The 15,743-nt window shown below is 43.9% G+C and carries 12 protein-coding genes; 9 read left to right on the plus strand and 3 right to left on the minus strand.

Features of this window, described 5'->3' with window-relative positions; genetic code table 11:
• The first annotated feature begins 5 nt into the window (after positions 1-5).
• The 3 genes from BGP76_RS19365 to BGP76_RS19375 all read left to right on the plus strand — a co-directional run bounded on the left by BGP76_RS19365 (position 6) and on the right by BGP76_RS19375 (position 7,521).
• On the plus strand, positions 6-326 hold the full coding sequence (locus BGP76_RS19365) for a DUF983 domain-containing protein (protein ID WP_245816833.1): 321 nt from the start codon (positions 6-8) through the stop codon (positions 324-326).
• A 73-nt stretch (positions 327-399) separates the two neighbouring features.
• Positions 400-3,975, plus strand: coding sequence for a HAMP domain-containing sensor histidine kinase (locus BGP76_RS19370; protein ID WP_119845883.1), 3,576 nt, complete (start codon positions 400-402; stop codon positions 3,973-3,975).
• 60 nt (positions 3,976-4,035) lie between these two features.
• Entirely contained in the window at positions 4,036-7,521 is a 3,486-nt protein-coding gene (locus BGP76_RS19375; RefSeq protein ID WP_147407525.1) for a hypothetical protein, read from the plus strand.
• A 302-nt stretch (positions 7,522-7,823) separates the two neighbouring features.
• On the opposite strand, the gene BGP76_RS19380 is transcribed toward BGP76_RS19375, so the two are convergent.
• Both BGP76_RS19380 and BGP76_RS19385 read right to left on the minus strand, forming a co-directional pair.
• Positions 7,824-8,579, minus strand: a complete 756-nt coding sequence (locus tag BGP76_RS19380) for an ABC transporter ATP-binding protein (protein ID WP_119845885.1) — start codon at positions 8,577-8,579, stop codon at positions 7,824-7,826.
• 1 nt (position 8,580) lies between these two features.
• Complete coding sequence (locus tag BGP76_RS19385; RefSeq protein ID WP_073122751.1) at positions 8,581-9,309, minus strand: ABC transporter permease; 729 nt, start codon at positions 9,307-9,309, stop codon at positions 8,581-8,583.
• A gap of 161 nt (positions 9,310-9,470) precedes the next feature.
• Between BGP76_RS19385 and BGP76_RS19390 the strand changes: the two genes are divergently transcribed.
• The 6 genes from BGP76_RS19390 (at position 9,471) to BGP76_RS19415 (ending at position 14,946) form a co-directional block, all read left to right on the plus strand.
• Positions 9,471-10,175, plus strand: coding sequence for an SDR family oxidoreductase (locus tag BGP76_RS19390; RefSeq protein ID WP_119845886.1), 705 nt, complete (start codon positions 9,471-9,473; stop codon positions 10,173-10,175).
• Positions 10,176-10,285: 110 nt separating this feature from the next.
• Complete coding sequence (ispG, locus tag BGP76_RS19395; RefSeq protein ID WP_119845887.1) at positions 10,286-12,217, plus strand: (E)-4-hydroxy-3-methylbut-2-enyl-diphosphate synthase; 1,932 nt, start codon at positions 10,286-10,288, stop codon at positions 12,215-12,217.
• Entirely contained in the window at positions 12,214-12,414 is a 201-nt protein-coding gene (locus BGP76_RS19400) for a DUF6728 family protein (protein ID WP_119845888.1), read from the plus strand. Before ispG ends, BGP76_RS19400 begins: the two co-directional genes overlap by 4 nt.
• Position 12,415: 1 nt before the next feature.
• Positions 12,416-12,769: an MmcQ/YjbR family DNA-binding protein gene (locus BGP76_RS19405; RefSeq protein WP_119845889.1), complete on the plus strand. Its 354-nt coding sequence runs from the start codon at positions 12,416-12,418 to the stop codon at positions 12,767-12,769.
• A gap of 267 nt (positions 12,770-13,036) precedes the next feature.
• On the plus strand, positions 13,037-13,645 hold the full coding sequence (locus BGP76_RS19410; RefSeq protein ID WP_147407526.1) for a hypothetical protein: 609 nt from the start codon (positions 13,037-13,039) through the stop codon (positions 13,643-13,645).
• 44 nt (positions 13,646-13,689) lie between these two features.
• Entirely contained in the window at positions 13,690-14,946 is a 1,257-nt protein-coding gene (locus BGP76_RS19415; RefSeq protein ID WP_073122745.1) for a replication-associated recombination protein A, read from the plus strand.
• Between the two features lie 259 nt (positions 14,947-15,205).
• Here the strand turns inward: BGP76_RS19415 and BGP76_RS19420 are convergent, their stop codons facing one another.
• A complete protein-coding gene (locus BGP76_RS19420) occupies positions 15,206-15,724 on the minus strand; it encodes a DUF2911 domain-containing protein (RefSeq protein WP_119845891.1) in 519 nt (172 codons plus the stop codon).
• Between the last annotated feature and the right edge of the window lie 19 nt (positions 15,725-15,743).

The raw sequence follows: 15,743 nt of genomic DNA on the forward strand, positions 1-15,743 counted from the left end.
GTGATATGTTTAAGACTTCCCTTTTTCGCAAGTGGTACGACCGAGAAATGTTGCCTAGCTGCTCGGTATGTCAGCAGTCTTTTGAACCAGAACCAGGGTTCTATTTTGGAGCCATGTTCGTGAGCTATGGTTTTTCAGTTGCTATCACTTTTGTAGTGGGCTTTGTTCTCTTTAATTTTTTTGGAGATCCCGAATCATGGGTGTATATCACAGTACTTGGTATAGTGATCGCCTTGGTTTGGCCTATCATGTATCGCTATTCTAGAGCTATATTTCTACATGTTTTTGGAGGGATAAGGTTTGATTCAAAATACATAAATGAGTAATTCTTTGTGTATTTTGTGATCTAAACTGGATCGTACTATTTTCAACGCTACTATTATAAAACTCTTTGCCTTCTTGGCTGCTATTTCCGTGCTGATTTTGGCAGGGCTGTTTGGCTATTCTCACAAGAATGAGGCACAGATAGCTACTGAAATAGAAGCAGCCGTAGCATCTGCTATAGACCAGATTCGTGAATTTGAATCGATGTTAGAGAAGGGAGAGATTCCGGCAGATACCGATCCGATTGACTATGTGGTGTATGATGTTCGAGGAGACGTGCTTCGCTGGTCGGACAATTCTTACATCCCTCCTTTTGAATATTTTCCTTTTCGTACGAGTGACCTGATTATAGCCAATGATCAAGGGGAATTTTTATATCAAAAAAAGCGATTCGAATGGCATGGCGATGATGCTTATATGGTAGTGATGATCCCCCTTAGGAGGAAATTTAATCAGTCTAGTACCTACCTCGACGATGTGTATAACCGGGACATCATCTCGCACAATGTCAAAATTACAGATGACCCTAATTTCATTCCTATTCAGTATCAGGAGGAAACGCTATTTACCATAGCATCTAATGGTCAAACCTACTACAATGACCTGCTCAATAATTTTATAACGGGGCTACTCTTTCTGCTGCTGATATGCATATTCGTGCTACTGTTTCAGGTCGCATGTCGAGTCAATAGAGGCTATGGTTTTGTACTTGGAGTTGGTGTTATTTTCTTGGAGTTAGTCGTGCTGCGAGGGACTATGATTCTAGTAGAGTTGCCGAGCTCTTTCGTCAAGATGAGCATTTTCCAACAGAGTGTATTTACCTACGATTGGTTCTACTATTCGCTCGGTGATAGTGTGATTAATTATGGTATGATAGCAGTACTGTTAGCGTTCATAATTTTGTACGGGAGAGATTATATCCGAACACTATCTGGAAGACAACTGACGGTATTGGGTAGTCTACTGTTGATTGCGAGCTACTGGGCACTATTTGCATTGCTCAATACGATCAGTCTCATACTGTCCAATTCACAAATTTCTCTGGATATAGCAGCGACGATGGATATGCCGTTCGAGCGAATGACTTGTTATTTCCTAATCGGGTTGTTGTCAATCATTTTCTTCGGGGTGCATTACCTGGCATATATTACGATAGCTCATCTTAGGAATACTGCTAGTGAAATGCGCCTGCTACATATTGTCTCTGGAGTGGTCTCGTGTCTATTCTTCTTTTGGAAGGCTAGTTTCGTTTTGGCGTTTGGTCTCAACGTGATTTATATCCTCGGATTGTATGCATTTGATATGCCGCAGAGTCTGAAGACGCTAAAATTCGAAAGTATTAATTATTTGCTATTTACTGTAGTGCTCATTTCTATAGGGGGATCTTTTGAGATTTATAAATCCTATGAACGCAACGAGATTTATAGCATGCAGAAGTTTGCTACTTATCTACAAGTAGACCGTGATGTAGAAGGAGAATATCTCTTGTCTACGATATTAGAGCAAATCAAACAAGATATAGTTGTCAATAGCAAAATGCTAAACCCCCAGAGCCAACTCAAGGGGATAGAACGAAAGATTCAGCGAACCTACCTCAATACCTATTTTAGTGACTATGAGGTGGACATTCACTTGTTTGACAAAAACGGAATGGGGCTGTCACGGAAATACCGCCGTGTCTCGATAGAGGATGTCAAAGAAAAGTATAGTGCGCCAGAGTTTCAGACCTCTTATGACAATGTGTACTATGATCGCAGGATGGATATCAACAAGCGAAAACGCTACATCTGCTACACCGAGGTGGAGCGATATGGAGATATCAATGGTTATGTAGAGATAGAATTGAGATTGAAAAAATTCTCATCCCGACGTGTATTGCCACAACTACTGCTCGATCGACGTATCAAATCTAGCAGTAGCTATAGTCATGCGCTCCTATCGGAGAACAATCTGATATATGTGTCAGGAAGTTATCCCTACGAATCGGACTTTGACACGACCTGGTTAGACAAACAAAATATATATGATCAAGGGCTGGAGCGTGAAGGCTTCCTTCACCTAGCCGCTGTGGTTGGGGATAAGGTTACGATCGTCTCCTCACCGCTTTATCTGACTCGTGACATAGTGTCCAATTTTTCTTTTTTGTTTGTACTGCTATTGATAGTCACCTGTTTGATAGGAGTAATTCGCTATTTGATCATTGGTCGGAATACTAATCTCAATTTCTCTACAAAGATTCTCATATTCACTGGGGGGTCCTTTGTTATACCCCTGCTGCTGGTGGCCGTGGCAGTTTTGACCTCTACAGAAAACTCCTATCGAAAGGAAATAGATAAGACTAACCTCAAGCGAACCCTGCTATTAGCAGAGAATGTGAATGATATATTCATGGAGTTTGAAGTGCAGAGTAGCAATCGTGAGGATCTTGAAAATAGTGTCGCAGAGCTGGCCAACAATGCCTCGATGGATATCAATGTCTATGATACGAAAGGTAAATTGATCGCATCCAGTACGCCAGAGATATTCGAATCGGGCATCATTTCAGAATATATGAACTCTTCCGCTTTCCATGCCTTGTCTAATGATAAAAAGGAACAGATGGTGGCAGATGAGCAGATTGGATCTTTCCTCTACAAAACCATCTATGTAAGTATCAATTCTCCAGAGGACGGAAGTGTATTTGGCTACTTGGCAGCTCCTTATTTTGGATCGAAACTCCATCTAGAGCATCAGCAGCTTATCGTGTTTAGCAACATCATTATCATTTTTACTTTTGTATTTATGCTGTCTATAGGGATCGCATATTATGTGATCTCTCGTTTGACTCGACCCATCACGATTATTGCCGACAGACTGCACGATACGGGGTTTGTCCAGACGAATCAACCCATAGACTGGGAGTCGGATGACGAAATCGGAGAGCTAGTACATGAGTATAACAATATGCTCGGAAAACTGGAGGCGACGAAAGAAGAATTAGCGCGAAATGAAAAAGAAGCTGCCTGGCGAGAAATGGCCAAGCAGGTAGCGCATGAAATCAAAAACCCATTAACCCCGATGAAGCTGACCATACAGCACATGCAGCGGATAATGGGGGACGATAGAAAGGACAAAAAGTCACTGGACATACTGCTAAGTCAGATCGATATGCTCGATGAAATCGTGACCTCATTTAGTCATTTTGCGAAGATGCCTACACCGCTCAAAGAACCATTTGATATAGGACAGGTACTTGAGAAGTCGGTGGACTTGCATGTGGATAAAAAGATAGAGCTGAGTCTAGAACCAGGCGAACATATTGTCCAAGGGGATATCAAGCTGTTTGGACGAATATTTAACAATTTGATCTTAAATGCATTTCAGGCGATGAAGAGGGAAGAGTTGCCTTCTTTACAGGTGACATTAGCACGAAAGGGGAGTCTCATTCTGATTACCTTTTCGGATCATGGTGATGGCATACCAGAGGATATCAAGGAGAAGGTCTTTGTGCCCAATTTTAGTACCAAGGAGTCTGGATCGGGGATTGGTCTGGCAGTTGCCAAACGTGGAATCGAGCACGCTGGGGGGGCGATTTGGTTCGAGTCTGCTGTAGGGCAAGGCACTACATTTTTTATCCAAATGGAAGACGCACAGGTGCATACCTTAGAATAATACAGCGGTTCTCGATTTTTATTCTTCTTTTTGCTGTTAGTTTGGAGATAACCGAGGCACTTGATACACCGATCACGATCATATTTGTTGCAGTTTTTTAGATGGCAGGCTATGCTGTTGGCTGTAAGATGCGTGACGCTGTGGATTTTTATTATAGGTAGTCACAGTGCAGTGGCTCAAGAGACTAATCAGCATTGTCAGATGATCGACGCTCGAACTTTTTCTTTACCAGATAGTTTGATTGTCGATCCGAGCAGTATTGTCCTGACACCTGACCAGCCATACCAACTGGATTTGGCTCAGTCCCAACTCACCTTTGAGCCTGCCTATGTGGGAGAGGTTTGTTTTAGATCTTTTCCCATCCAAAAGGGTAAAGTCCATCAGCACAAGTCGACAGACTTGTATGACTCGACAGTTAGTTTTTCTGCTCGTCAGCTACAGGGGAATGCAGGATACCAAAAAGAGGAACTATTCGCTACACCTAATATATACAAGACGGGCAGTCTCACGCGTGGAGTGTCGTTTGGGAACTCTCAAAGCGTCAACGTCCTTTCCAACTTCAATTTTCAGATGGATGGTCAGCTGACAGATGATTTGAATATCAGAGCAGATGTCACGGACCAGAATGTGCCTTTTCAGCCCGAAGGAAATACCCAACAAGTGCGCGAGTTTGATAACGTAACTTTTGAGGTGTACAATGATTCATTATCGCTACTGGCAGGTGATGTGGTTTTGAAAAATGGTGATTCGTATTTTCTGCGCCATTACAAGAATGCCTTGGGAGGGCAGGCAGATATTCGCTACGGCCTAGGGAACAATGGACAGGGTAGGAGTGTGCTGGCGATAGCTGCTGCTAAGGGGCAGTTTGCTGATGTGACAGTGCAGGCGGTAGAGGGACTGCAGGGGCCTTATCAACTGAGTGGACCGAGTGGTCAGCAGTACGTCGTGGTTTTGGCAAACTCAGAGCAGGTGTATCTCGATGGTCAATTGCTCAAGAGAGGGTTTAACCACGACTATATTATAGATTATAACCTTGGCGAAATCACTTTCAACCCGAGTGTATTGATTACCCAATTTTCTCGCATCCGAGTGACTTATGAATACTCTGATCAGAACTACAGTCGATCGATCATCGCAGCGCATCAGGAGTTGCAGATAGGGCGTACTACAGTGCATGCGGGCTACTATCGAGAGAAGGACAATCGCAACAAACCACTGGCTTTCAACTTGACCAATGACGATAAAATTCAGATGAGTCAAGCTGGTGATCATGCGATTCCTGTGCCGATATCAGGTGCTACCGAGACGGACTATAGTGGAGAACGTGTACAGTATATGCGTCTGGATACAGTGGATTTGGATGGAATGCCCCAGACTATTTATCGCTATTCGCGAGATTCTACGATACAGTTGTACAGCGTGTCTTTTACGAATGTGGGCATAGGGTCTGGAGACTATGCCTTGGTTGACAATGATGTGAATGGTAGAGTCTATGAGTGGGTGTCTCCATCTGGTGGCGTGTCGCAGGGTGAATATGCACCAGTACGGTTCGTGCCCGCTCCAAATCAGCGTGAGATGTTTGTGCTCGGCACGGACTTAAAGTTGTCTCCTTACCTGACCTGGTCAACAGAGCTAGCACTCTCAAATGAAGACAAAAACCTATATGCAGAGGTGGATGATGATGACAACAGTGATGTCGCCATCAGGTCTGGGCTAGAAGTGAAAGACAAGCCGCTGGGACGTTCGGATTACAAATGGTCGGGGGGATTGAATTACGAATATGACGGAGGGGATTTTCAGCCGATCGATCGTTTTCGGTCGATCGAGTATGACCGCAACTGGAGTTACATGCCTGCCGCAGACAGCTCCCGAACCGCAAACCATATTTTCAATCTGGGAATGAAAATGGAGAAAGACCGTTTCAACTTGATTCGAGCTAATTATAGCAATCGACAAAAGGATCAGTTCATAGATGGACATCAGATCGATAGCGAACTGCGACAAAGCCTAGGAGGAATGAAAGTATTAGGTGGTTTTTATGATATGAAAAACAAAAGCCTTGTGGAAGAGTCGACGTGGAGAAGGATGTTCGGAGAGGGGTATTTTGACTCGTTTTTTGTGGTGCCAGGCTATAGATATGAAATGGATGATAATCAGGTGTCGGCGGTAGGATCGGATTCCTTGGTTCGTACGGCGATGAATTATGAATCACATCAGTTTTATTTGAGGAGTCACGACACCCTGCGAACGAAATTTCGATTGGACTATACGCTTAGAGAGGACAAATCTATTTGGCAGGGGATCTTGAAACCATTCACGCTAGCCAAAACTGCCAGAGCGCAACTTTCAACAGCCTTTAGTCAGGGACAGGAAGTGGGGATGAATTTTACCTATCGGGAGTTGGCGTATCAGGAAGAGTTTTCGGACTTGGAGGATGAGGCTTTAATACTGGGCAATCTGACCTATAGGGGTGTATTCTTTGATAAACATGTGCGGACGAATCTGTCTTACACGACTGCCAGTAGTAGAGAGATATTGCGAGAGTTCGTCTATGTAGAGGTAGCAACGGGAGAAGGAACACACACATGGCGGGATCTTAATGGAGATGGCGTACAAGATCTAACGGAGTTCTTCGAAGCAGTCAACTTTGACGAAAGACGGTACATTAAAGTGTTCGTGCCTACCTCAGAATACGTAGAGGCTTTCAATACTATTTTTACCTTTACGATGAATGCCAGTATGCCGCGAGGTTGGAAGTCTGCGGGGGGATTCAAAGGGGTACTGAGTCAGTTTTCTAACAATACGAGCATCAGTATCAACAAGAAGTCTACTGAGGATTCCTTTGCTTCTCGGTTCAATCCTTTTACGCTGGATGTTAAGGATCAGAATTTGGTATTTGTTCGAGATGGAATCAGGAGTGCGCTGTTTTTTAACCGAAGTGGGCAGGGCTTAGGATTGGACGTAACTTATGCTTCGGTCAATTCGAAGCAACTGATCTCTCGGGGTGTAGAGTCTCGCTATGCGGTTGACTGGTTATATAATATGCGCTATCATTTGAGCAGAGAGTGGATCATGACGCTGGGCTTGGTGGATCAGCTCAAAGAAAATGCTTCGCAGTTTCAGGCTGAAAGAAACTATCTCATTCAGTCCTACAAGTTAGAGCCTGGTTTGGTCTGGCAGCCCAAAAACAATTACCGCATGTCAGTGATCTATAGCTATACCCAAAAGACTAATTTGGAAGGAGATACAGATGAAAAGTCGCTCATCAATATCGTTAGCAGTGAGATGCGCTGGTCCAACGGTGCGAAAAATGCACTGACGGCAAATTTCAGTTATTCTTTGATAGACTATGATGGTGATGAGAACACAGCGGCAGCCTATGAACTTCTCAATGCCTTACGGCCAGGTCACAACTATACCTGGCGGATTAACTACAGTCAGAAGTTGATTTCTGGACTGCAAATGAGCTTGGGGTACGAGGGGAGGCAATCCGCAGATAGTCCCATGATACACATGGGACGCATGCAAGTAACGGCACTATTTTAGAGGTAAGTCAAAACCATTCATTGAACAAATTTGGGTGTCGATCGAATAAAATTAGCGGTTGGTATAATTAATTATGAACTCAAATTTAGAATGTGGTACTTCGAATATCACTAATCTAAAACAGTATGATAGTAATTAATTATTTACTCAAAAACGTAGAAAGCCTCCATTGGAGGTCGCTCAAGTTAGTGGCAATGATAATTTCGTATTGCTCTCTATTGTTGGTCTTTTGGCTCAATATCTAGTGGAGGAAACCGGAGTTGTAGGTAATTATGTTCATGAATAGAGGTTTTCTGGCTTGGTTAACCTCTATTCTTTTTCACAGCCCTCATGAGCTTGTTTGCAAAAATAAAATCCTGCAACTCTTCACATTCACTGTCGAATATCGTGTCGTTATTTCCCTCCCATAGTTTTTTCCCTTTATACAAAAAGACAATGCTGTCGCCTATCTCCATCACGGAGTTCATGTCATGAGTTACGACGATGGTTGTGATGTTGAGCTCTTCTGTGATATCGTGGATGAGGTTGTCGATTCGGATAGAAGTCTGAGGGTCTAATCCAGAGTTAGGTTCATCGCAGAACAGGTACTTAGAGTCATTGACAATCGCACGAGCGATTCCTACCCGTTTTTTCATCCCACCACTGATTTCTGATGGCATTTTGGTGTTGATGCCAGCCATTCCGACGCGTTCTAGACAGTGGTTGACACGATCTAGCTTTTCACCTTTAGGCATATCGGTTAGTACATCTAATGGAAACATAATATTTTGTTCCACATTTTTGGAATCAAATAACGCCCCGCCTTGAAACAGCATCCCGATCTCGCGACGAATATCAGCTTTTACATTTTCATCCGCTCGGGTGAATTTTCGACCATCGAAGAGTACCTCTCCCTCATCAGGTTCTATCAGTCCCACGATGTTTTTTAAGAAGACACTTTTTCCTGTTCCACTAGACCCAATGATCAAATTGGTTTTGCCTTGATGAAACTGTGCACTGACGTCATTCAAAATATTTTTGTCATCAAATGACTTGCTCAATCTGTTAACCTCTATCATCTCAGAGCATTAGTTTGGTTAGGAGAAAATCTGCGCATAGGATCGCGATACAGCTATTGGTCACCGCTGATGTACTGGCTACCCCGACTTCTAAGGCGCCACCTTTGGTATAGAAGCCCTTGTAGGCAGAGATCGCAGCGACTAGAAAGGCAAAGACGTAGGCTTTGGTCAAGGCAAAGGTGATATTGAAAGGGATAAACTCATAGCGGATACCATACACGAACTCTGTAGGTGTAATCACCCCCGCCAAAGAACCCGCTAAATAGCCCCCGACCAATGATAAAAAAGCGGACACTACTACGAGCATCGGGTAGGTGATCAGTGAAGCGATGATTTTTGGCAGTACCAAATAAGAAGCCGCATTGATGCCCATTACTTCCAACGCATCGATTTGCTCGGTGATGCGCATGGTGCCTAGCTCTCCCGCGATGTTGGATCCGACCTTACCCGCATAGACGATAGCCATGACTGTAGGAGCTAGCTCTAGCAAGGTCATGTCACGTACTACCAGTGAGATGACATAGGATGGGATGAAGGGACTGACGAGGTTGTAGGCCGTCTGGAGGGTAGTCACCGCACCTATGAAGGTGGAGACAATTCCTACGAGTAGTATGGAGTTGAAGCCAATTTTGATAGACTCTTCTATCACGAGTCGGACATAGGTCATAAATGACTCTCGTCTGACAAACATGGAAGATAGGAATAAAGTGAAGCGTCCGAAGCTGCGCATGTACTGAGTTTGGTTTATGCCTCCAAATTAATAATTTTAAAACAACTAAAAGCTATAACTAGATCAAGTCTCAGCTTTTTGTCTTCGGGAGGTGAAATTAAATATAAGTGAAACCCGGTGGCCTTGTCTAGTTGTGGGATTATGTTCTACTTTGCGACGATATGATTAAGACAATAGTAGTAACAGGAGGTACAAAAGGAATAGGAAGAGCAATCATCGAACGGTTCGCAGGAGAGGGATTTCATGTGTTGGCATGCGCCAGAAATACGACAGATTTGACGGAAATGGAGTCTCTAATTAATGCATCTGGCGAAGGGCAAGTCAAAACATTTCAGGCGGATATGTCTCAGCGTGATCAGGTAGCAGCCTTTGCTACTTGGGTGTTAGAGTCGACTACTGTCATCGATGTTTTGATTAATAATGCTGGCGTTTTTCTACCAGGGAGTATCGAAGATGAATCTGAGGGGAATTTGGAGTTGATGATAGATACTAATTTGTATAGTGCTTATCACTTGACACGAACCTTGTTGCCGAGCATGGTTGCTCATGGTTCGGGAGATATATTTAACATCTGCTCAGTCGCCAGTCTCAAAGCCTATACCAATGGTGGGTCTTATAGCATATCAAAGTTTGCACTCTATGGTTTCTCTCAAAACCTCCGGTATGAACTCAAAGAAAAAGGGCTTAGAGTGATCTCTGTGATGCCTGGAGCTACGCTTACCGCCAGTTGGGATGGAGTCGATCTACCAGAAGAGCGGTTTATCAAAGCGACTGATGTGGCTGATTCGATTTGGTCCACACACCAGCTTTCCAAAAATACTGTCGTTGAGGATATCGTCATCCGGCCGCAGCTGGGGGACCTCTAATTAGTAGCTGCTCAGTGTCTTCGTGATGAATAATCCTGACAATATGTGAGTATCTATCTTGTTATTGTCTTGATCACCTTATTTTTACTTCCTCAAACAATAGATAGGTTTTGGATCAAAATAAATACTGTAATTCACTCACCGAATATTCTCGTAGAGAATCCGTGAAGGTGAATATTGGACAAGTCCCGCTGGGTGCTGACTGCCCGATACGTGTCCAGTCGATGACTACCATAGATACGATGGATACGCAGGGTTCTGTAGACCAAACCATCCGAATGGTGGATTCTGGTTGTGAGTATGTGCGTATCACTGCACCAAGTATCAAGGAAGCACAAAACCTTCAGGAGATTAAAAATGAATTACGAGCGAAGGGGATCGACGTGCCTCTAGTAGCGGATATTCATTTCACGCCGAATGCTGCGGAACTAGCGGCCAAGATTGTAGAGAAAGTCCGGGTCAACCCGGGCAACTACGCCGACAAAAAGAAGTTCGAGGAGATAGACTACACAGACGAGTCTTACGAGGCAGAGCTGCTTCGCATCAAAAAGAAATTTACACCGCTAGTAGAGATATGTAAGGCCAACGGTACAGCTATGCGTATCGGTACCAATCATGGTTCGCTTTCGGATCGTATCATGAGCCGTTTTGGCGATACGCCTTTAGGGATGGTGGAGTCTGCCTTGGAGTTTTTACGTATCTGTGACGAGATGGATTATCACGAGATCGTGCTATCCATGAAAGCCAGTAACACAAGAATCATGGTACAGGCCTATCGACTATTAGTTCATAAGCTAGAAGAGGAGGGATTGAAACCCTATCCGCTGCATCTCGGTGTGACTGAGGCGGGCGATGGAGAGGACGGTCGCATCAAGTCTGCCGTAGGTATAGGTGCGCTATTAGAGGATGGACTAGGTGATACGGTTCGGGTATCGCTGACCGAAGAACCAGAGTACGAAGCACCTGTAGCACAGTCGCTGATCGATCGCTATGCTAATCGATCGGGACATCAAATGATTGCTCCATTGGACCATAGCCCCGTTGATCCGTTTGTCTATGAGAGACGAAAATCTATTGAAGTACTCAATTTCGGAGATCAAAATGTGCCACGGGTTATCGCTGATTTTAGTGGTGAGAAAGTAGTAGACAAAAAGGCACTTAAACCCATAGGGCATCATTACTTGCCAGAACTGGACAAGTGGAAAATGGGTGATACAGGTGCAGATTACGTGTATTCGGGTACTAATCCTATTCCTTACATGTTACCCAATGGCCTGAGAGAAGTACTCGATTATGAGATCTGGAAGGCTTTGGATGACCAAGAAAATAAATATCCTCTCCTCACTTTAGAGGATTTGTCCGTGTTCGATGGAGTGGTGGCCTTTGTGCAGGTCGATGCAGCTAATCTAGCTGCGGTGACTGACTTGAAAAACAGAGCAGGGCTGGTGGTTATGCTCTACACACAGAATATTCATGCTATGGCAGAGCTGCGAAGATTCATCTTTGAGATGATGCTACAAGGCGTGGAGTTACCAGTGGTATTGATGCACAAGGTGATGGAGCAGGATCAAACCGAATTTCAACTCGCGACAGCTACGGATGTTGGAGGGTTGTTGATAGATGGATTAGGTGATGGAGTGATGCTGAGCGGTCAGGGCAATAAGAAGGTAGAGAATGATACGGCTTTTGGAATCCTGCAGGCTGCACGTACGCGTATGACTAAGACGGAGTATATCTCCTGTCCGTCATGTGGGCGTACGCTTTTCGATCTACAAGAAACCACAGCGATGATTCGAAAACGTACCGATCACCTCAAAGGGGTAAAGATTGGGATCATGGGTTGTATAGTCAACGGTCCAGGAGAGATGGCCGATGCAGACTACGGTTATGTAGGGTCTGGCAAGGGGAAGATCACGCTCTATCGTGGACAGACGGTGGTAAAACGTGCCGTGCCTTCTGAAAGAGCAGTGGATGAGCTGATAGAGATAATCCGTGAGGATGACAACTGGGTAGAACCTGAAACCGAAGTAATAGCACTATGACTGACGAAAAACACAGCAAAGGAGGGTTGAAGGATTTCTTCTCTATAGGAGAAGTGTTCGGGTACTTTTTCAAAAAGAAAGATTCGAATAAGAAGGCAGACTTCAATCTGAGAGCGATGCACTTTATCAACAAGTTTGCCATCATCGCTTTCTTACTAGGTATCATATATTTTCTATCAAAGAAATTCTTGTTTTAAGATGAATATCGAGGAATTCAGAGATTATTGTTTGGCTAAAAAAGGCGTTGCTGAAGGGTTCCCTTTCGACAGTTCTACTTTGGTGTTCAAGGTGATGGACAAAATGTTTGCCCTCACGAATGTTGATAATTTCGTTTCTATTAATCTCAAATGTGATCCTGAATTGGCTGTGGAGTTGCGTGATCAATACGAAAGTGTGCAGCCAGGTTATCACATGAGTAAGAAACACTGGAATACGGTCACTGTGGATCAAGATGCCTCTGATCAGCTCATCTTAGCATGGACGGATGCTTCCTATCAGCTGATCGTGGACAAACTCCCAAAAAAACGCAAAGAAGAGTTATCTAAACTTTGAGTTGAGTATCTCTTGGTACTATTTAGGGACTAAATGTTATTATTCTTTATTTAGGCCTATTATGGTCAATATTAAACTCACTATTAATTACTTAAATAAGGAAATATTCTACAATTTTGGTGGTTAGTGTTATTGTGTCCATCCGCCTAGACTATTTGAATAAAATTTGTGAGGAGAGCTTCTTTTCCCATATTGTTAGTGTTATGTATCGTTGTTTGCGCCTGCAAAGACAACGTGGTATGCCCTGCATTTCAGAGTACGTACATCTTGGATGACTCGCTGCGAATGATGCGCTACTCGATGTTTCTCAACGATACGACACCTAAGATGGCTGTGGCTTCACGTCGTACCAAATATGGTGTCAATAAAAAATCAAGTTTGTTTCGTAAGAACTACGACCTGATGACTGCTCCTAAAGTCAATGAAATCAGACGCCTGGAAGTGGATTCTTTGTACACGGAGGACGAAGGAGATTTTATGGTGGCAGACTTTGTGGATCAGGATTCGGTCGGAGTAGATTCGGTATCTGCCGCACCGATTTTGGCAGCGGTAGACAAAAAGGAAGAGGTACGGTATAAGTACAAATATGACCTGGAGAATGATTACAATCAGGATCAAGAATACTATAACAAGTACTATGGAGAGCTGTTCATCGATACACGGCCTTTGCCATCTGAGCGGGTAGAACCTGTTGAGCCTGATATCGCTGCGGATTCTTTGGGTACTGAGGAAAAGAAAGGGTTGTTTAGAAGAAAGAAGCAAGAAGAAGTGCCTGAGTCTGATGAACCAGAGGTAGATCAAGAGACCTTGGACAATGTCACCGAGACGTCAGAAGAAGCTCCTGTAGAAGAAGAGGTGCCAACGACCGAAGATTAGTCACTAATCTTACCTAATTTTCCATTCCAAAAATTCAAGTAAATATGTTGAATCAGTCACCGCTGGCAGAGCGCATGCGTCCTGTGACGCTCGAACAATTGGTAGGGCAAGAGCATCTCAAGGGGATATTGACCCGAGCAGTGCGCTCTGGAATCGTGCCGTCCATGATCCTATGGGGGCCTCCGGGAGTGGGTAAAACCACGATTGCTAATATCATAGCCAATACGGCTAAGATGCCTTTTTATGCGCTCTCTGCAATCAATGCAGGTGTGAAGGATATCCGAGAGGTGATTGCGAAAGCTAAGTTTGGCACCAAGTCTATCCTGTTTATAGATGAGATTCACCGGTTCAATAAGTCACAACAGGACGCGCTACTCGCTGCTGTGGAAAAAGGACAAATCACGTTGATCGGTGCGACCACCGAAAACCCAAGTTTTGAAGTCAATGCGGCACTCTTATCTAGATGCCAAACCTATACACTGAACGCACTGGGGAAGAAAGAACTCTTAGAGCTCATAGACAAGGCATTAAAAACAGACGAGCTACTTTCCAAAATCAAAGTAGAACTCAAAGAGGATCAAGCCTTGCTGAGATTGTCAGGAGGGGATGGACGAAAACTACTCAACCTGTTGGAGCTGGTCTTGGACTCTATCGATACGAAGAAGAAGGTGATCACCAATGATCTGGTGATAGAGATCTCGCAGAAAAAAGCCGCTATGTATGACAAGAGCGGGGAGATGCACTACGATATTATTTCTGCCTTTATCAAATCGATCCGTGGGAGCGACCCAAATGCAGCAGTCTATTATCTCGCTCGGATGATCGAAGGAGGGGAGGATGTTAAGTTCATCGCACGTCGTCTGTTGATACTCGCGTCCGAGGATATAGGCAATGCCAACCCTACAGCGTTGGTGATTGCTAATAACGCTTTTCAGGCCGTCAATGTGATAGGGTATCCTGAGGCGAGAATTATTTTGTCTCAGTGTGTGACCTATCTGGCCTGCTCAGCGAAGAGCAATGCTGCATACATGGCGATCAATCATGCCCAGCAGTTGGTGCAGCAGACAGGGGATTTACCGATCCCCCTAGATATCAGAAATGCACCGACCAAGCTGATGAAGGACTTAGGCTATGGAAAAGGCTATCAGTATGCTCATGATCATCAAGGTAATTTTGTAGAACACGAATTTTTGCCAGATGATATCAGAGGGACTAAGCTTTTCGATCCAGGGCATAACCCACGTGAAGAAGAAATGAGGAAAAAGCTTCGCTCTCAGTGGAAGAGCAAGTATGGGTATTGATAGATTAGTCGGTATTTTTGGGAGTGAAAATCAATATTCGACATTGAGCATTCGATAATCATTATTCCAATCCTTTAAATATTGCCTCAAAGACGCATAATAGATGGTTATTTAATAAAGAAACAACAACGAACCTGACTGTCGAATCAGGCAGTGATCCGTATTGATGACGTGTGGAGGTTAATAAAAAAGGGAAAGCCCTATCAGCCAAACTAAGCTGATAGGGCTTTCCCTTTTTGTGGTAATTTGATTTCGAAGGTTACTCTACCGTGAATTCAACTTTGAGTTTGTCCCACGCGATGGTGACGACTCCTCGGTCTGAAACGTCAATGGTAAACAACTCGGAAAATGCTGCTGATGTAGGCATGACATCAAACCGGAGAACATCTTTGCCTTCTTTGTAGCTATAGGCTCCCCACTGGTTGGCATTGCTGTTGATGATGACAGTCCATTTGCCTTCTCTCGGGATAGTGAATAGGGAGTATTTTCCTTTTTTGAGTGCTTTGCCATTGATTTTAACATCCTCGGAGACCTCTATCGTAGTAGCTTCATTGGCACCAGTTCTCCAGACTTTGTCGTATTTGACCAGATCGCCCCAGATGACTCTGTCTTTTTTGGATGGGCTACTGTAGTTAATGGTGATTGTTTTGCCATTAACTTCTGCACTTGTCTTTTGGGGAGGACTGGCTCTCGGTTTGTCTTGTGCGACGAGAGAAGTTTGAGATAATAGGAGGATGATAGCAACTATTGACGAAAAATTGATTAATTTTTTTAACATGATAATGACTTTGGTGTAG

This window comes from Reichenbachiella sp. MSK19-1 (genome assembly GCF_003590315.1).
GTDB classification, from domain to species: domain Bacteria; phylum Bacteroidota; class Bacteroidia; order Cytophagales; family Cyclobacteriaceae; genus Reichenbachiella; species Reichenbachiella agariperforans.